The 18,229-nt window shown below is 61.4% G+C and carries 15 protein-coding genes; 12 read left to right on the top strand and 3 right to left on the bottom strand.

The features are described from left to right. Positions 1-196 precede the first annotated feature (196 nt). The 3 genes from ACEN83_RS02415 to ACEN83_RS02405 all read right to left on the bottom strand — a co-directional run bounded on the left by ACEN83_RS02415 (position 197) and on the right by ACEN83_RS02405 (position 2,529). The gene (locus tag ACEN83_RS02415; RefSeq protein ID WP_007971354.1) at positions 197-568 is read right to left on the bottom strand and encodes a translation initiation factor Sui1; all 372 of its coding nucleotides are present in this window, start codon (positions 566-568) and stop codon (positions 197-199) included. Between the two features lie 332 nt (positions 569-900). Continuing rightward, positions 901-1,458, bottom strand: coding sequence for an NUDIX hydrolase (locus tag ACEN83_RS02410; RefSeq protein WP_116582440.1), 558 nt, complete (start codon positions 1,456-1,458; stop codon positions 901-903). A gap of 3 nt (positions 1,459-1,461) precedes the next feature. Then, positions 1,462-2,529 carry a DUF2333 family protein gene (locus ACEN83_RS02405; RefSeq protein WP_116582441.1) on the bottom strand — a complete coding sequence of 356 codons (1,068 nt, stop codon included), beginning with the start codon at positions 2,527-2,529 and terminating at the stop codon, positions 1,462-1,464. Between the two features lie 485 nt (positions 2,530-3,014). On the opposite strand from ACEN83_RS02405, the gene gcbA reads away from it, so the two are divergent. From gcbA to purD, 12 genes are all read left to right on the top strand, one after another. Then, a complete protein-coding gene (gcbA, locus tag ACEN83_RS02400; RefSeq protein ID WP_104451493.1) occupies positions 3,015-4,685 on the top strand; it encodes a diguanylate cyclase GcbA in 1,671 nt (556 codons plus the stop codon). Positions 4,686-4,737: 52 nt separating this feature from the next. Then, complete coding sequence (locus ACEN83_RS02395; RefSeq protein WP_495579400.1) at positions 4,738-6,684, top strand: methyl-accepting chemotaxis protein; 1,947 nt, start codon at positions 4,738-4,740, stop codon at positions 6,682-6,684. Between the two features lie 177 nt (positions 6,685-6,861). Next, entirely contained in the window at positions 6,862-8,613 is a 1,752-nt protein-coding gene (locus tag ACEN83_RS02390; protein ID WP_495579399.1) for a protein-disulfide reductase DsbD, read from the top strand. Positions 8,614-8,745: 132 nt separating this feature from the next. Next, on the top strand, positions 8,746-9,201 hold the full coding sequence (gene aroQ / locus ACEN83_RS02385) for a type II 3-dehydroquinate dehydratase (protein WP_007971361.1): 456 nt from the start codon (positions 8,746-8,748) through the stop codon (positions 9,199-9,201). A 24-nt stretch (positions 9,202-9,225) separates the two neighbouring features. Beyond that, the gene (gene accB / locus ACEN83_RS02380; RefSeq protein ID WP_007971363.1) at positions 9,226-9,690 is read left to right on the top strand and encodes an acetyl-CoA carboxylase biotin carboxyl carrier protein; all 465 of its coding nucleotides are present in this window, start codon (positions 9,226-9,228) and stop codon (positions 9,688-9,690) included. Between the two features lie 17 nt (positions 9,691-9,707). Next, positions 9,708-11,066, top strand: a complete 1,359-nt coding sequence (gene accC / locus ACEN83_RS02375) for an acetyl-CoA carboxylase biotin carboxylase subunit (protein ID WP_007971365.1) — start codon at positions 9,708-9,710, stop codon at positions 11,064-11,066. Between the two features lie 273 nt (positions 11,067-11,339). After that, positions 11,340-12,218: a 50S ribosomal protein L11 methyltransferase gene (gene prmA, locus ACEN83_RS02370; protein ID WP_007971366.1), complete on the top strand. Its 879-nt coding sequence runs from the start codon at positions 11,340-11,342 to the stop codon at positions 12,216-12,218. 30 nt (positions 12,219-12,248) lie between these two features. After that, the gene (locus ACEN83_RS02365) at positions 12,249-13,493 is read left to right on the top strand and encodes a DUF3426 domain-containing protein (protein ID WP_495579398.1); all 1,245 of its coding nucleotides are present in this window, start codon (positions 12,249-12,251) and stop codon (positions 13,491-13,493) included. Positions 13,494-13,677: 184 nt separating this feature from the next. Next, on the top strand, positions 13,678-14,688 hold the full coding sequence (gene dusB, locus ACEN83_RS02360) for a tRNA dihydrouridine synthase DusB (RefSeq protein ID WP_007971370.1): 1,011 nt from the start codon (positions 13,678-13,680) through the stop codon (positions 14,686-14,688). Beyond that, on the top strand, positions 14,685-15,005 hold the full coding sequence (gene fis / locus ACEN83_RS02355) for a DNA-binding transcriptional regulator Fis (protein WP_015093301.1): 321 nt from the start codon (positions 14,685-14,687) through the stop codon (positions 15,003-15,005). The genes dusB and fis overlap by 4 nt, the downstream gene beginning before the upstream one ends. Before the next feature lie 82 nt (positions 15,006-15,087). Beyond that, positions 15,088-16,695 (top strand): bifunctional phosphoribosylaminoimidazolecarboxamide formyltransferase/IMP cyclohydrolase, encoded by a 1,608-nt coding sequence (purH, locus tag ACEN83_RS02350; protein ID WP_495579397.1) that lies wholly within the window; start codon positions 15,088-15,090, stop codon positions 16,693-16,695. A 155-nt stretch (positions 16,696-16,850) separates the two neighbouring features. Next, the gene (gene purD / locus ACEN83_RS02345) at positions 16,851-18,146 is read left to right on the top strand and encodes a phosphoribosylamine--glycine ligase (protein ID WP_495579396.1); all 1,296 of its coding nucleotides are present in this window, start codon (positions 16,851-16,853) and stop codon (positions 18,144-18,146) included. Positions 18,147-18,229 lie beyond the last annotated feature (83 nt).

Here is an 18,229-nt window from a genome sequence, read left to right as displayed (position 1 = left end):
TAGTGCGTCGCCTGGGTTCAGGCCGGCGCAGTCTAAAGAATGAAAATGACGGTTCGTCAACGAGGCAATAGACCCCGCCGACCGCAGTGAGTTTAGAAACCGGTCATGAACAGGCTCTGTGAAAACCATGTGGACGGCGCCAGACCTGAATGCCATCAGGACCGGGTCAAGCCGAGGGTGGTTTTCACAGAGGCTGCTAGCCGCCGGACTTCTTCGCCTTGAAACCGAGCTTGATCAGTTCTGCCAAGAGTAGCTCGACATGATCGCCCTGGATTTCGATGACACCGTCTTTCAACGCCCCACCGGTACCGCAACGCTTCTTCAACGTCGTGGCCAGGTCCTTGAGCGCCTCTTCAGCCAACGGCACGCCGGTGATGGTGGTCACCGTCTTGCCGCCACGGCCCTTGCTTTCGCGACGCACGCGCGCAATGCCGTCGCCGGCCGGGATAACGGTCTGTTTGCAGATGCAGGCGTCCACCGGTTTACTGCATTCCGGGCAATGACGACCTGCGTCGGTGGAAAATACCAGGCCGCCCAGGGCGGCGAAGGATGCGGCTTTTTTGGCCACCGGCAATCCTCTTCGGAGGACAAAGACTGGTCGCAGCACTTGGGAAGGCTATCGACCGCGAAGCCCCACTCAGGCAGGGGCAGCGCTACTGAAACGGCAGAGCTTTTTCGAAACACGCTAACGTCCATCGGACAAAACGCATCTTCTATGTAGGAGCGAGCTTGCTCGCGATGAACTCAAGGACGACGCGTTCATTCTGGATGCCCGCGTTATCGTTGACGTCCATCGCGAGCAAGCTCGCTCCTACAGTTACAGCGATACCGTTACAGTTTAAAAAGGTCGCGCAGTGTAACGGCAAAAACGCCGATTGCTAAGAGCCAATCGGCGCCAATTTATAGCTGTTTTGCGACGTTGCTTTGTTGAGCCTTCAGATAGCGCTTCAACGCTGCCAGAGAGTCCGGGCAGTAAGGCTTTTGCTCGATCTCCTGCATGACCTGATCGATGGGGATAAAGCGGGCTTCGAGCACCTCTTCCGGTTGCAGGGTCAACGGGCCATCCCACACCGCCGAGAACGCCGAGCACCACAGGCGATTGCCCGTGTCCTCGAAGAAGAAATGGTCATGGGCGGTCAGCTCCACGCCACTCACGCCCAGTTCTTCTTCCAGTTCCCGGGCTGCCGATTCGGCGTAGGTTTCGGTAGCGAGCACCATGCCCCCCGCTGCCACGTCCCAGTAACCGGGATAGATCGCCTTGCTCAGGGTGCGGCGATGCACGCACAGCTCGCCAGCGGAATTGAACAACATGATGTAGGTACCGCGCCCGATCAGCCCGCGCTCGCGCAAATCGGAACGGACCAGGGCGCCCAGCAGGTTGTCCTGCTCGTCGACCCAGGCGATGTGTTCGGCATCGGAAGCCGCACGGTGTGCGGCTTCCCTGGTGTTTTCGACCATGACTCAGCCCTGATTGAGCAGTTGACGCAAATCGATCACCGCGGCGTTGGCCCGGGAAATGTAGTTGGCCATGACCAGCGAGTGGTTGGCCAATACGCCGAAGCCACTGCCGTTAAGAATCATCGGGCTCCATACCGGCTCCTGCGATGCTTCCAGCTCACGAATGATCTGGCGCACGCTGACCGTGGCGTTTTTCTTGGCCAGCACATCGGCGAAGTCGACTTCGATGGCGCGCAACAGGTGCGACAGCGCCCAGGCCTGGCCGCGGGCTTCGTAGAACACGTTGTCGATCTGCATCCACGGTGTCTCGACGATTTCCTCGTCGACCTGCGGCACTTCGCCCGGTGCCACGACTTCGGTTTTCAATGCGGTATTGAGCTTGACCCGACCCACACTGGCCGACAGCCGTTGCGACAGCGAACCCAGGCGGGTACCGACATCACCCAGCCAGTTGTTCAGGTTGTCGGCACGAGCATAGAACAGCGCGCTCTTCTGGTTCGGATCGGACAGGCGTGCCTGATAGCGACTCAGGGAGTTGATGCCTTCCTGGTACTCGGACTCACTGGACGGCAGCACCCAGCTCTTGTTGTCGAAGTTGAAACGCGGCTCGGCCTTGGCCAGGTCGGCGTCTTCGGCGGACTGCGACTGCGAACGGGCGAAGTCTTTGCGCAACGCCCGGCTCAGGTCGCGGACCTGCACCAGCACGCCATATTCCCAGCTCGGCATGTTGTCCATCCACAGGCCTGGCGGGAAACGGTCGTTGGATATATAGCCGCCCGGCTTGGTCAGCAAGGTGCCGGCGACGGTCTTGAGGGTTTCCACCGTGGTGTAGCCGACGACCATCTGCTTGCCTTCTTTCTCGGCCGCCAGTTGTGCGGTTTGCTGGACCGGGAAGAGCGCCGGCTCCTGGCTCCAGTACCAGCCCAGGACACTCGCCACCAACAGGTAGATGCCCAGTAGAGTGGCCAGCGCCCGGCTGAACAACAGACCCCCCAGGTAACTGCGGGCCTCCGACTTCGGTTCAGCGGTACGTTCAGGCGCACTGCCTGTGCGGTTCTTCCAGTCCAGCATGGCGGTATCCTTTCAATCTCTTGAGTTCAACGATTCGACCACAACCATACAACAACGTGCCTTGGCCCGGCACCCGCCATTGCATCAATGGGGGAAATTACCGGGCTTGTGGATGAAAAGTGTTTCTACCCACGCAACGATGCGGCGGCCGTCGAAATCCCCCTGAGGGTTTGCATTGTCCTCTCTAAGGGAATCCCTGATCCCCTGAAGCCAAAGAAAACAGCCAGATCAGCACGGGCCAAAGATCATGAATGATCAACTATCAGTCACGCGCCAATTGCCGGCCCGCGCCCACCAAGTGCCCTGAATAAAGCACTTCACCCCCACACACCGCGACTTTAAAGGCCCGAACCGGACTACCCGGTCACAAACTGAATAGGGTCGCATTGCAGATTATTGACGTACAGCACTCGTGTAATGGGAAAGTGATGCTAGCATAGAGCCACCAGTCGACCTCAGTGTGCACCCTAACTAGTAGTCAGGATATGACCGAGCCAGAAGACCCGAGCCGCGAGCGCCTCAAGCACCACTTTGCCCAGCGGGTAATTCATCAGGCTCGTCAGATTCTTGAGATATGGCAGCGCCTGCAACGCAGCGAGTGGTCCACCGCCGACCTGTCGGAACTGAGCGAGGCCAATCTGCGCCTGCTGCGTTTCGCCGAGCGCTTCGAGCAACCGGAACACACGCAGCTGGCGCGTCATATCGGTCAATCCCTGGAGGCGGTCGACGCCAACCGCGGACGCCTGAGCAGCGGCCTGATCACCGACCTCAATCGCTTGATGCAGCGTCTGTCACGCACCGGCCTGCGCCATGGCGACCAACTCGATCAAACCTTCCTGCCGCCACTGCGCAAGCCCATCTATGTGATGCTGCAGGATCACGACCGCGCCGAGCGCCTGGCCAAACAACTGGAATTCTTCGGGCTCAGCGCCCAGTCGCTGGACAGCGTAGACGCGTTTCGCTCGTCGATGGTCGAGCGCCTGCCGGCGGCGATTGTCATGGACGTGGACTTCAGCGGCCCCGGTGTCGGCCTGAAGCTGGCCGCCGAAGCCCAGGAAGGCCTGGACCATCGCTTGCCGCTGCTGTTCTTCAGCCTGCACGAAACCGACACACCAACCCGCCTCGCCGCCGTGCGTGCCGGCGGCCAGGAGTTCCTCACCGGCACCCTCGAAGCGTCGAGCCTGCTGGAGAAAATCGAAGTCCTGACCTGCGTCGCCCAATACGAACCTTATAAAGTGTTGATCATCGACGACTCCCGCGCCCAGGCCCTGCACACCGAGCGCCTGCTCAACAGTGCCGGGATCGTCACCCGGACGTTGATCGAGCCGATCCAGGCCATGGCCGAACTGGCGGACTTCCAGCCGGACCTGATCATCCTCGACATGTACATGCCGGCCTGCACCGGTACGGAACTGGCCAAGGTGATCCGTCACAACGACCGTTATGTCAGCGTGCCGATCATTTACCTGTCGGCCGAAGACGACCTGGACAAGCAACTCGACGCCATGAGCGAGGGCGGCGATGACTTCCTGACCAAACCGATCAAGCCCCGGCACCTGATCACCACTGTGCGCAACCGTGCAGCAAGGGCCCGCAACCTCAAGGCACGGATGGTCCGCGACAGCCTCACCGGCCTGTACAACCACACGCACATCCTGCAATTGCTCGAAGACTGCTCGTTCCGTGCCCGCCGCGAGAACAAGCCGCTGAGTTTTGCCATGCTCGACATCGACCACTTCAAACGGGTCAACGACAGCCACGGCCACCCCATGGGCGACCGGGTGATCAAGAGCCTGGCGCTGTTTCTCAAGCAACGCCTGCGCAAAACCGACTTCATCGGCCGCTACGGTGGCGAAGAGTTCGCCATCGTCATGCCGGACACCGATATCGAAGCGGCCTACAACGTTCTCGATGAAATCCGCCAGCGTTTTGCCGAGATTCATTACCCAGCCCAACCCCAGGACCTATGGTGCACCTTCAGTGCCGGGGTGGTGGAGTTCTGCGAAAGCTCCGATAGCCTGATGATGGCCAGCCTGGCAGACGAGGCGCTGTACCGTGCCAAGGGCGGCGGACGCAATCGCGTACAGGCCGCTCGCACATCAAAGCAAAGTGCCACTTTTTCATCGGAATCGACCGATACAGTCATAACCCTGTAACAGAAACGCAATAACTTCAGGCGCTTACCATTTCTGCCGTTGGTAGTCCTTAATGCGCCTGAAGCTGCTGACCAATCTCAACACCCTCCTTTTGGTGGCCGTGTGCGTGGCCCTCGGCGCCACGCTGTGGTGGTCGCAAAAAGCCCTTGAGCGTCCGTACTTATTAATGGAGCGCTACCTGGGCCTGTCGCAGCAGTTTCAGCATGAAGTCGCCCGCAGCGTCGAGGATTACCTTGGCAGCGGCGATGCCCTGCGCTTGAGCAGTGCCGCCCAAGGCATCGACAGCCTGCAAAAACAACTCGGCGAATTGCCACCCGCCCTGGCCGAGACCTTGCGCCCGAGCCTGTCGACCCTTGAAGAGTTCAGCAAGACCGACCTGCTGGCAGCCGGCAAACTGGCCGGCGATCCGCAGGCCCTGCTGTTGCAGGCCGAACGGGAATTGGGCGCCAGTCTCGATCAGCTCAGCCAGTACGCCAGTGGCAATGCCGCCTATCTGACGCCACTGCTCAGCGCATCGCAGCACCTGGGCAAATTGTCCCTGGCGCGGGAAAAGCTGGTCAGCAGCGGCCGCAGCGAGCTGGCCGCCGACGTCGAACGTGAAGTGAACAACATCCGCACCCAGGCAGAGAAACTCGATGCCCTGCCCTTGCTGGGCGTGACCTCCAGCAGCGAATCGAACACCGATGATTTCGCCGCGATGATGGGCCTTGAGAACAAGGAGAAAACCGTCGCCGAAGATGCCGGCGTCGGCCTCAAGCGTGAGCTCAACAGCCTGCTCACCCGCTACCCGGCCGAGCTCGCGCGCACCCGCGAGCAAATCGGCAAACGCGCTGAGCTGAGTACCGCGACTCACCTGAAAATCGCCGACGTGCAACAGGCCATTGCCGGGCTGGAGCCGGTGGTACGCGCCCAGCACGGGCAGATCCAGGGTGAAGTGCGGCTGATGCAAGGCGTGATGATCGGCTTGATCCTGTTGATCGCGCTGCTGATCGACACCCTGCAGCGCAAACTGGCCCGGACCCTGACCAACCTCGCCCCGGCCCTGTCGACCTGGGCCGAAGGCGACTTCAGCCGCGACATTCAACTGGGCAACACCAACCGCGAACTGCATGACATTGAAGCCTCGCTCAACCGCCTGCGCGCTTATCTGGTGGACCTGGTGGGGACCATTCGCCTCAATGCCGAGCAAGTGGCCGGCAGCAGCCGCACCCTGGCCGACCTGAGCAACGATTTGCATGACGGTGCGCAACATCAGGCCGGCGATACGGCACTGATCCGCGACTCCCTCAGCGAGCTGGAAGCGACCATTCAGCAAGTCGCCGGCGATGCCAGCCAGGCTGCCGACGCCAGCCGCCACGCCGGCCTGGCCGTGGAGCACGGACAGAAAGTCATCGGTCTGAGCCTCACCGGCCTGCACGCGTTGGTGGATGAAGTGCAAGGCAATGCGCAAATGATCGAACACCTGGCCGAGGAGTCGGCCACCATCGGCGGCGTGTTGACGGTGATCCGCTCGATCGCCGACCAGACCAACCTGCTGGCCTTGAACGCCGCCATCGAGGCGGCCCGGGCTGGGGAAATGGGCCGCGGCTTTGCCGTGGTGGCCGAAGAGGTGCGCTCACTGGCGCAACGTACCGCCGGGGCCACGGCAGAAATCCAGACGCTGATCGCCGGGCTGCAAACCGCCGCGCGGCAGTCGGTGGAAGGCATGCGTGCCCAGGTCGAACACGCCGAAGCTACGGCCAGCCAGGCCCAGGCCGCCGATGGCGCGCTGGATAAAATCGTCGGGGCGATCCAGACCATTTCCGACACGGCGGTGCGCATCGCCGATGTCACCGCCCAGCAAAGCGGCGCGGTCAGCGAGATTCGTGATCACAGCGAGCGGATTCATCAGTTGGGTGGGGATAACTTGCTGCGCATTGGCGAAGGCCGTGAGCAGGGAGAAAACCTGCTGGTGCTGGGTGGACGACTTCACACCGCCGTTCAAGCCTTCCGCGTCTGACCAACCACCCTGTAGGAGCTGCCGAAGGCTGCGATCTTTTGACTTTGATTTTAAAGATCAAGATCAAAAGATCGCAGCCTGCGGCAGCTCCAACAGGGGGGGCAGATGCGGAAGGCGGGTCGGCGTTGTAGTGCGCTCTCAGCTATCATCCCCCCAATTCCGATACGCGAGATTGTCATGCGCCGTTTGCTCTGCCTGCTGCTTTTAGTCTTCGCCCTGCCGGCCAGCGCCACCGGCTTGCTGGAAAATCGTCCCAGCGCCAGCCTGGGCTCGATCAACAACAGCGCCGACTTCCTGCCCGTGCGCGAAGCTTTCCAGTTGAGCCTGGTAGAAAGCACGCCGCAATCGATCAAGCTGCGCTTCGTCGCCACTGAAGGCTATTACCTCTACCGTCACCGCTTCCAGTTTCGCGCCGATCCGGCCGAAGTCGTGCTCGGCGCGGCGAAACTGCCCGATGGCCAGAAAAAGCACGACGAGTACTTCGGCGACGTCGAGGTCTACCACGGCATTCTCGACGTCGAACTACCGCGCACCGATCAGCGGGCCTTCACCCTGGCCGTGACCTATCAGGGTTGCGCCGATAAAGGCCTGTGCTACCCGCCCGAGACCGAGCGCCTGAGCATCGACGGCAGTGGCGTGGCGACGACGGCAACGGCATCTCAATGGAGCTGGCGCGAGCTGGCATTGTTTTTCCTCGCGGGCCTGGGCCTGACCTTCACACCCTGCGTGCTGCCCATGCTGCCGATCCTGTCCGGGGTGGTACTGCGCGGCCAGGTCGGCGGCTGGCGCGGCTTCAATCTGTCACTGGCCTATGTGCTGCCGATGGCCGCGTGCTTTGCCCTGCTCGGTGCGCTGATGGGCCTGTTCGGTGCCCAGCTCAATCTGCAGGCGCGGCTGCAATCGGCCTGGGTGCTGGTGCCTTTTGCGATGTTTTTTGCGCTGTTCGCACTGGCGATGTTCGGCGTCTTCGAACTGAAACTGCCGCACGCCATCAGCAGTCGCCTGGACCGCATCGCCGGCCGCACCGAAGGCGGATCACTGTGGGGCGCGGCGGTGTTGGGCGTGGTCTCCAGCTTGCTGGTTTCACCCTGTGTTTCGGCACCACTGGCCGGCGCGTTGCTGTACATCAGCGCCAGTGGCGATGCGCTGGGCGGCGGCCTGAAACTGTTCATGCTCGGCCTCGGCATGGGGGCACCGCTATTGCTGGTGGCCACCGGTGGCGCAGCCTGGTTGCCAAAAAGCGGTCCGTGGCTGGTCTACGTGAAAAACGCAATTGGCGTGTTGTTGCTCGGCCTGGCCGTCGGCCTGCTCAGCCGCGTCCTGCCGGGCCAGGTCACCTTGCTGCTGATCGGCTTGCTGGCCGGCGGCGTCGGCCTGTTCATGGGAGCGCTGGAATTCGTCTATAAACCACCACGCAAACGTCTCGGACAGTTGCTCGGCATGTTCCTGGTGTTTTACGCGCTGGCCTGCTGGTACGGCGCGTTCAGCGGCCAGACCGACCCGTTCAACCCGATAGGCCAGCCTCGCATCGTCGACAACCGCGGCCAGGAGCAAATCACCAGCGCCTGGCAAACCGTCAGCACGCCGGCCGATCTGGACCGCGCACTCGCCGACGCACGCTCCTCCGGCACACCGCTGCTGCTCGACTGGTATGCCGACTGGTGCATCAGCTGCAAAGTCATTGAGCGTGAGGTGCTGGAGGACCCTGTCGTCATCGAACGCCTCAAGGGTTACCGACTGATCCGCTTCGACATCACCGCCAGCAACGCCGAGCAACGCGCCCTGCTCGACCGCTACCAGTTGTTCGGCCCCCCGGCCCTGATGTTTTTCGGCAAGGACGGTGTCGAACGCACCGATGTGCGGGTGATCGGCGAGATCAACGCCAAAGACTTCGCCGAACGTGTTGCCAGGGCGAATGACCACATTTAATCAAGCAGTCATATATTTCGCGCAAACATCGGTCATCGTGCTGCCTATTGCAGAGAACTGGACAGTCACAAAGGCTTTGCGGCATAGTCGCCGGGTTCTGACAATTGCTCACGGAAAATAAAGGAACAGCCGATGGCGACCCTACTGGTTCTGCACGGACCCAACCTGAACTTGCTCGGCACTCGTGAACCGGGCACCTACGGCGCGACGACGCTGGCGCAGATCAACCAGGACCTGGAACGCCGTGCCCGCGAAGCCGGTCACCACCTGCTGCACCTGCAAAGCAATGCCGAGTACGAATTGATCGACCGTATTCACGCTGCCCGCAGCGAAGGCGTGGACTTCATTTTGATTAACCCGGCAGCTTTTACACATACAAGTGTCGCATTACGTGACGCGCTGCTGGCGGTGAGCATCCCATTCATCGAAGTGCATTTGTCCAACGTGCACAAACGCGAACCTTTCCGCCATCACTCTTACTTCTCCGACGTAGCGGTGGGAGTGATCTGCGGCCTTGGCGCCAGCGGTTACCGACTGGCCCTGGAGGCCGCCCTGGAACAGCTTGAACAACAAGTTAACCGCCCCTGACCGACCCTTGGGAGTTGATGATTCATGGATATCCGTAAAGTTAAGAAACTGATCGAATTGCTGGAAGAGTCCGGCATCGACGAGCTCGAGATCAAGGAAGGCGAAGAGTCCGTACGCATCAGCCGTCATAGCAAGACTCCGGCTCAGCAGTACTACGCACCGGCTCCAATGCCTGCTCCGGCTGCCGCGCCTGTCGCTGCCGCCGCTCCGGCTGCCGCTGCCGCACCTGCTGCTGCCGCCGCACCAGCGCTGAACGGCACCGTTGCCCGTTCGCCGATGGTCGGTACGTTCTACCGCAAGTCTTCGCCAACCTCGCCGTCCTTCGTTGAAGTCGGCCAGACCGTGAAGAAAGGCGACACCCTGTGCATCGTTGAAGCCATGAAGATGATGAACCACATCGAAGCTGAAACCAGCGGTGTGATCGAATCCATCCTCGTCGAAGACGGCCAGCCGGTTGAGTACGACCAACCGCTGTTCACCATCGTTTGAACCGCGGAGAGCCTTTGATGACTGCGAAGTTGGAAAAAGTTCTGATCGCCAACCGCGGTGAGATCGCCCTGCGGATCCTGCGCGCCTGCAAAGAGATGGGCATCAAGACCGTCGCCGTTTACTCCAAGGCTGACAAGGAACTGATGCACCTGGGCCTGGCAGACGAATCCGTCTGCATCGGACCGGCATCGGCCGCCCACTCCTACCTGCACATTCCGGCAATCATTGCCGCAGCTGAAGTGACGGGCGCCACCGCCATTCACCCGGGCTACGGCTTCCTTGCGGAAAACGCCGACTTCGCCGAGCAGGTCGAGAACTCCGGCTTTGCGTTCATTGGCCCGAAAGCCGAAACCATTCGCCTGATGGGCGACAAGGTATCGGCCAAGCACGCCATGATCGCAGCGGGCGTACCGACCGTTCCGGGTTCTGACGGCCCGCTGCCGGAAGACGAAGAAACCGCTCTGCGCATTGGTCGCGAAGTGGGTTACCCGGTGATCATCAAGGCCGCTGGCGGCGGTGGTGGTCGCGGCATGCGCGTTGTGCACAAGGAAGAAGACCTGATTTCCTCGGCGAAACTGACCCGCTCCGAAGCCGGCGCGGCGTTTGGCAACCCGATGGTCTATCTGGAAAAATTCCTGACCAACCCACGCCACGTGGAAGTCCAGGTTCTTTCCGATGGCCAGGGCCAGGCTATCCATCTGGGCGACCGCGATTGCTCGCTGCAACGTCGTCACCAGAAGGTTCTGGAAGAAGCGCCGGCACCGGGCATCGACGAACAGGCCCGCCAGGAAGTTTTGGCTCGCTGCGTCAAGGCGTGCATCGACATCGGTTACCGTGGCGCGGGCACTTTCGAGTTCCTGTACGAAAACGGTCGTTTCTACTTCATCGAGATGAACACTCGTGTCCAGGTAGAGCACCCGGTTTCGGAAATGGTCACCGGCATCGACATCGTCAAGGAGATGCTCAGCATCGCCGCCGGCAACAAGCTGTCGTTCACCCAGGATGACGTGGTCATCCGCGGTCACGCGCTGGAATGCCGGATCAACGCCGAAGACCCGAAAACCTTCATGCCGAGCCCTGGCACGGTCAAGCATTTCCACGCTCCAGGCGGCAACGGCGTTCGCGTCGACTCGCACCTGTACAGTGGTTATGCCGTTCCGCCGAACTACGATTCGTTGATCGGCAAGCTGATCACCTACGGCGCAACCCGTGACGAAGCCATGGCGCGCATGCGCAATGCGCTGGACGAGATCGTGGTTGACGGGATCAAGACCAACATCCCGCTGCACCGCGACCTGACCCGCGACGAAGGCTTCTGCAAAGGGGGCGTGAACATTCACTACCTCGAGCACAAGCTGGCTGGCGAGAAGCACTAAGCTTCAGCTGGTACACGACAAAGCCGCCTTCGGGCGGTTTTGTTGTATCTGGGCATGTCATCAGATAGGTGGCCTTGCACAATCCCTGTGGGAGCGGGCTTGCCCGCGAAGACGTCGGCACATCCGACATCAATGCGACAGACAGTACGCATTCGCGAGCAAGCCCGCTCCCACAGGCACAGCGGACTCCCACAAAACCCCCGCTCTCGCGTAAACTTGCGTCCTTCTCGCAGCCCGCCAGGCTGCAATCAACATTTTTCAAAGGTGCCCGCCATGCCTTGGCTGCAAGTACGTCTCGCCATCAGCCCAGAACAAGCCGAAACCTATGAAGACGCTTTCCTTGAAGTGGGCGCCGTATCGGTGACCTTCATGGACGCCGAAGACCAGCCGATCTTCGAGCCGGAACTCAATACCACGCCACTGTGGTCGCACACGCACCTGCTGGCCCTGTTCGAAGGTGGCACCGAGCCCGGCCCGGTACTGGCCCACCTGGAGCTGCTGACCGGCAGCCCGCTGCCTGAACACCACAGCGAAGTCATCGAAGACCAGGATTGGGAACGCAGCTGGATGGACGGATTCCAGCCGATGCGTTTCGGCCAGCGCCTGTGGATCGTGCCGAGCTGGCACGCCGCACCGGAACCTGACGCAGTGAACCTGTTGCTTGATCCGGGCCTGGCGTTCGGCACCGGCACCCACCCGACCACCGCACTGTGCCTGGAATGGCTGGACGGTCAGGACCTGAAGGACTGCAACGTGCTGGACTTCGGCTGCGGCTCGGGGATCCTGGCGATCGCCGCGCTGTTGCTGGGCGCCAGGGAAGCCGTGGGCACCGACATCGACGTGCAGGCGCTGGAAGCCTCCCGCGACAACGCCGGGCGCAACAACATCGCCGATCACCTGTTCCCGCTGTACCTGCCGCAAGACCTGCCACAAGTGCAGGCCGACGTGCTGGTGGCCAATATCCTCGCCGGCCCGCTGGTTTCCCTGGCGCCGCAGCTGTCCGGTCTGGTCAAGTCGGGCGGTCGCCTGGCGCTGTCGGGCATCCTCGCCGAACAAGGCGACGAAGTCGCTGCCGCCTACGCCAAGGACTTCGATCTGGATCCGATCGCCAATCGCGATGGCTGGGTGCGCATCACTGGCCGTCGGCGCTAGAATGGCCGCCTGCATAATCCGGAACGCCGCATGACCGATAGCTTCGTCACTCAGTGCCCGCATTGCCAAACCAGCTTCCGCGTCAGCCATGCCCAATTGAGCGTGGCTCGCGGCGTGGTTCGCTGCGGCTCCTGCCTGCAGGTGTTCAATGCCGCCAGGCAGTTGCTTGAGCAGGCCGGCAAGGAGCCACCGGTAGCGGCGCCGCTACCGCCTGTGCAGCCTGCCGAACCGCTTGAGGCATCGGCACCGCGCGCCATCAGCCAAAAGCAATGGAGCGCGACCGAACTGGACCTGGACAGTCTCGACCTCGACGAAGAACTCGCCCGGCTCGAACAGCGGGAAATCCAGCCCGCCACCGAACTCGGCCGCCATCGCGACGACTCGCTGAGCGCCCGTCGCGACAGCACCGGGCAGGATGACGAGGAGCCGTGGTCCGACAGTCTGTTCAGTGAGTCGGCGGCCGATCGTGCGCAAGTCGACGAACCGTTCGACCACCTAGAAACGCCAGAGCCGACGGTCGAACCGGGCAAAGCCTCGCGCACCGAACCTTCGCTGACCCTGGAACCGGTCGATCTCGACGACGAACTGCAACCACCCCAGTTGCGCTTGCACGACCCACTCGATGCGCCGCTGCACCACGAACGCCTTTCGGCCGCCGACGAGAACGAACTCGACGACAACCTGCCCTCGATCGAACCGCTGCGCAAGCGCCGCGAGACGGGCCCGCGTGCCGAAGTGCTGCAAGACCTGACCGACGACCCGCTGCAACTGGACTGGCAAAAACGCCGCTCTCCCTGGGGCCGACGGCTGTTGTGGTTGCTGCTGGTGCTGATCGCCGCTGGCGCGCTCGCCGGCCAGTACATCGCCTACCATTTCGACGAACTGGCGCGACAGGATCAATATCGCCCGTGGTTCCAGCAACTGTGCCCGCAAATCGGCTGCACCGTGCCCTCCAAGGTCGACATTGCAAAAATCAAAAGCAGCAACCTGGTGGTGCGCAGCCATCCCGAATTCAATGGCGCGCTGGTGGTCGATGCGATCATCTATAACCGCGCACCCTTTTCCCAGCCCTTCCCGCTGCTGGAATTGCGCTTCGCCGACCTCAATGGCCATCTGATCGCCAGTCGCCGCTTCAAGCCCGGCGAGTACCTCAATGGCGATCTCGAAGGCATGGCGGAAATGCCTCCGCAGACGCCGATCCACATCGCCCTGGACATTCTCGACCCCGGCGCCAAGGCCGTGAACTACAGTCTGAGCTTCCACTCTCCGGAGTGAAACACTTCATCGCTCCCCGATTGAAGTCGGCTTTCTGACTCCCCCTGGCCAACCAAACCACGGGTAATAACAGAATAACTGTTCAGATTTTGTTCAATTCAGCCTTTATCCAGTCATCGAGAGCGGGTATCATGCCAACCCTTTTTCGAACTCTCATGATCCGGCCCCACAACAGGGAAGTCCTATGTCGGCGGTACGCATCGGCCCATACACATTACATAACAGCTTGATTCTCGCCCCCATGGCGGGTGTCACCGACCAGCCCTTTCGTCAGCTGTGCAAGCGTTTGGGCGCGGGACTGGTCGTCTCGGAAATGGTCACCAGCGACATGAGTCTGTGGAACACCCGCAAGTCGCGCATGCGCATGATCCATACAGGTGATCCCGAGCCACGCTCGGTACAGATCGCCGGTGGGGATGCACAGATGCTGGCGGACGCGGCCCGTGCCAATGTTGAAATGGGCGCGCAGATTATTGACATCAACATGGGCTGCCCGGCCAAGAAAGTCTGCAACAAGGCTGCCGGTTCTGCACTGTTGAAGGATGAAACCCTGGTAACCGAGATCCTGCAGGCCGTCGTGGCTGCGGTCGATGTGCCGGTTACCCTGAAGATCCGGACCGGCTGGGACCGGGACAACAAGAACGGCCTGACGGTGGCGAAGATCGCCGAGCAGGCAGGCATTACGGCGCTGGCAGTGCATGGCCGCACCCGTGCCGACCTGTATACCGGTGAGGCCGAGTACGACACCATCGCCGCGATCAAGCAGGCGGTGTCGATCCCGGTCTTCGCCAATGGCGATATCGATTCGCCGGAAAAAGCCCGGTACGTGCTCGACGCGACCGGTGCCGATGGTTTGTTGATTGGCCGGGCTGCCCAGGGGCGGCCATGGATTTTTCGCGAGATCGACCATTTCCTGCGTACCGGCGAGAAACTCCCGGCGCTGGAACTGATCGAGGTGGAACGCATCCTGCTAGAGCATCTGGCTGCCCTGCACGCCTTTTATGGCGATGTCATGGGTGTACGCATTGCTCGAAAGCATGTGGGCTGGTATCTCGCAACCCTGCCGGGCGCCAGGGAGTTTCGCGCCCACTTCAATCGTTTGGATGGTACGGATACACAATGCGCCAACGTTCGGGCGTTTTTCGCCGAGCGTTACAAGAGCCTGACAGGGGACGGAGAGTGGGTGGCCGCATGACGATGATGACCGAGACTTTAGTGAGTGGAACAACACCCGTGAGCGACAACGTGAATTTGAAACAGCACCTCAATACACCGAGCGAAGAGGGCCAGACCCTTCGCGGGAGTGTCGAGAAGGCGCTGCACAATTATTTCGCCCACCTTGAGGGCGCTGCCGTCACTGATGTGTACAACCTGGTGCTCTCCGAAGTCGAGGCTCCCCTGCTCGAGTGCGTGATGAACTACGTCAAGGGCAACCAGACCAAGGCCAGCGAGATGCTCGGACTGAACCGGGGCACGCTGCGCAAGAAACTCAAGCAGTACGATTTGCTGTAAGCATTCAATCAAACCAGAAAGGCGCCCGCGTAAAACCGGTCGCCTTTTTTGCTGACTTCCTTTGCTTTTGATGGAAATTGAGATGACCGACCAGACTACCCGCCTGCCGATCCGCCGCGCCTTGATCAGCGTTTCCGACAAGACCGGGATCCTCGAATTCGCCAAGGAGCTTGAAGCCCTGGGCGTCGAGATCCTCTCCACCGGCGGGACGTTCAAGCTGCTGCAGGACAACGGCGTTGCCGCAGTGGAAGTCGCGGATTACACCGGTTTCGCCGAAATGATGGACGGCCGGGTGAAAACCCTGCACCCGAAAATCCACGGCGGGATCCTCGGTCGTCGCGGTATCGACGACGCGATCATGAACGAACACGGCATCAAGCCGATCGACCTGGTCGCGGTCAACCTGTACCCGTTCGAAGCCACCATCAACAAGCCAGGCTGCGACCTGCCGACCGCCATCGAGAACATCGACATCGGCGGCCCGACCATGGTTCGTTCGGCCGCGAAAAACCATAAAGACGTAGCGATCGTGGTCAATGCCAGCGATTACGCCAGCGTCCTGGAAAACCTCAAGGCCGGCGGCCTGACCTACGCTCAGCGCTTCGACCTGATGCTCAAGGCATTCGAACACACCGCCGCCTACGACGGCATGATCGCCAACTACATGGGCACCGTGAACCAGGCGGCCGACATCTTGAGCACAGAAGGCCGCAGCGAATTCCCGCGCACCTTCAACAGCCAGTTCATCAAGGCCCAGGAAATGCGCTACGGCGAGAACCCGCACCAGAGTGCGGCGTTCTACGTGGAAGCCAAGCCAGCCGAAGTCGGCATCGCCACTGCAACCCAGCTGCAAGGCAAGGAACTGTCGTACAACAACGTGGCCGATACCGACGCCGCGCTGGAATGCGTGAAGAGCTTCGTCAAGCCGGCTTGCGTGATCGTCAAGCACGCCAACCCGTGCGGCGTGGCTGTCAGCCCTGACGCCGAAGGCGGCATCCGCAAGGCCTACGACCTGGCCTATGCCACCGACACCGAATCCGCCTTCGGCGGGATCATCGCCTTCAACCGCGAACTGGACGCCGAGACCGCCAAGGCCATCGTCGAGCGCCAGTTCGTCGAAGTGATCATTGCCCCGAGCGTCAGCGAAGAAGCCCGCGCCATTGTCGCCGCCAAAGCCAACGTACGCCTGCTGGCCTGCGGCGAGTGGTCGGCTGATCGCGCCGCTGCCTGGGACTACAAACGCGTCAACGGTGGCCTGCTGGTGCAGAGCCGCGACATCGGCATGATCGGCGCCGACGACCTGAAAGTGGTGACCAAGCGCGCACCGACCGAACAGGAAATCAACGACCTGATCTTCGCCTGGAAAGTCGCCAAGTACGTGAAATCCAACGCCATCGTCTACGCCAAGAATCGCCAGACCATCGGTGTCGGCGCCGGCCAGATGAGCCGCGTGAACTCCGCGCGCATCGCTGCCATCAAGGCTGAACATGCCGGTTTGCAGGTGCAGGGTGCGGTCATGGCCTCGGACGCGTTCTTCCCGTTCCGCGACGGCATCGACAACGCAGCCAAGGTCGGCATCACTGCGGTGATCCAGCCTGGCGGCTCGATGCGTGACAACGAAGTGATTGCAGCCGCTGACGAAGCCGGTATCGCCATGGTCTTCACCGGCATGCGCCACTTCCGTCACTGATACGACGATCAACTGTGGGAGCGGGCTTGCTCGCGAAGACGGCGGCACATTCAATATTGATGTGACTGAAGCACCGCTTTCGCGAGCAAGCCCGCTCCCACATAAGAGCATCCCAGCGGTGCTATCAAGAATTAGCGTCATCCGAGGTTTTTGAAATGAATGTTTTGATCATTGGCAGCGGTGGCCGTGAACACGCCCTGGCCTGGAAAGTGGCTCAGGATCCGCGCGTGCAGAAAGTGTTCGTGGCGCCGGGCAACGCCGGTACCGCCATCGAAGCCAAGTGCGAGAACGTCGCCATCGACATACTGGCGCTTGAGCAACTGGCGGATTTTGCCGAGAAAAACGTTTCCCTGACCATCGTCGGCCCTGAAGTGCCGCTGGTTGCCGGTGTTGTGGACCTGTTCCGCAGCCGCGGCCTCGACTGCTTCGGCCCGACCGCTGGCGCTGCGCAGCTGGAAGGTTCGAAAGCCTTCACCAAGGACTTCCTGGCTCGCCACAAGATCCCGACTGCCGACTACCAGAACTTCACCGAAATCGAGCCGGCCCTCGCCTACCTGCGTGAAAAAGGCGCTCCGATCGTGATCAAGGCCGACGGCCTGGCCGCCGGTAAAGGCGTGATCGTCGCCATGACCCTGGCCGAAGCCGAAGACGCCGTGCGCGACATGCTGGCGGGCAATGCCTTTGGCGATGCGGGTTCGCGCGTGGTCATCGAAGAGTTCCTGGACGGCGAAGAAGCCAGCTTCATCGTCATGGTCGACGGCAAGAACGTACTGCCGATGGCCACCAGCCAGGACCACAAACGCGTCGGTGACGGCGACACCGGTCCGAACACCGGCGGCATGGGTGCTTACTCCCCGGCGCCAGTGGTCACCGCCGACGTGCACAAGCGCGTCATGGACCTGGTGATCTGGCCGACCGTGCGCGGCATGGCCGAGGAAGGCAACGTCTACACTGGCTTCCTGTACGCCGGCCTGATGATCGACAAGGCTGGTAACCCAAAAGTCATCGAATTCAACTGCCGTTTCGGCGACCCTGAAACCCAGCCGGTGATGCTGCGCCTGCAGTCGAGCCTGGTGTTGCTGGTCGAAGCCGCCCTGGCCCAGGCGCTGGATAAAGTGGAAGCGCAATGGGATCCACGTCCGAGCGTCGGCATCGTTCTGGCCGCTGGCGGCTATCCTGGTGACTACGCCAAGGGCACAGCCATCAAGGGGCTGGATGCAGCTGCCGCACTGGAAGGCAAGGTTTTCCACGCAGGTACCGCGCTCAAGGACGGTCAGGTAGTCACCGCCGGTGGTCGTGTGTTGTGCGCCACAGCCATGGGTGCCAGCGTCGACGCTGCACAGCAGCAGGCCTACAAGCTGGCGGCAACGATTGACTGGGAAGGCTGTTTCTATCGCAAGGACATTGGCTACCGCGCCATTGCCCGCGAGCGTGGCGAAAGCCAGGAATAAGGTAGACACCGCACCAGGCAATGAACACGGTTCATTGCCTGGCTATTCCGGCGCCGCGCATCGTTATATTCTGGCATCAACCT

This window comes from Pseudomonas sp. Pseusp49 (assembly GCF_059491875.1).
The sequence above is the reverse complement of the archived record's forward strand: the minus strand, read 5'-3'. Positions and strand labels throughout refer to the sequence as shown.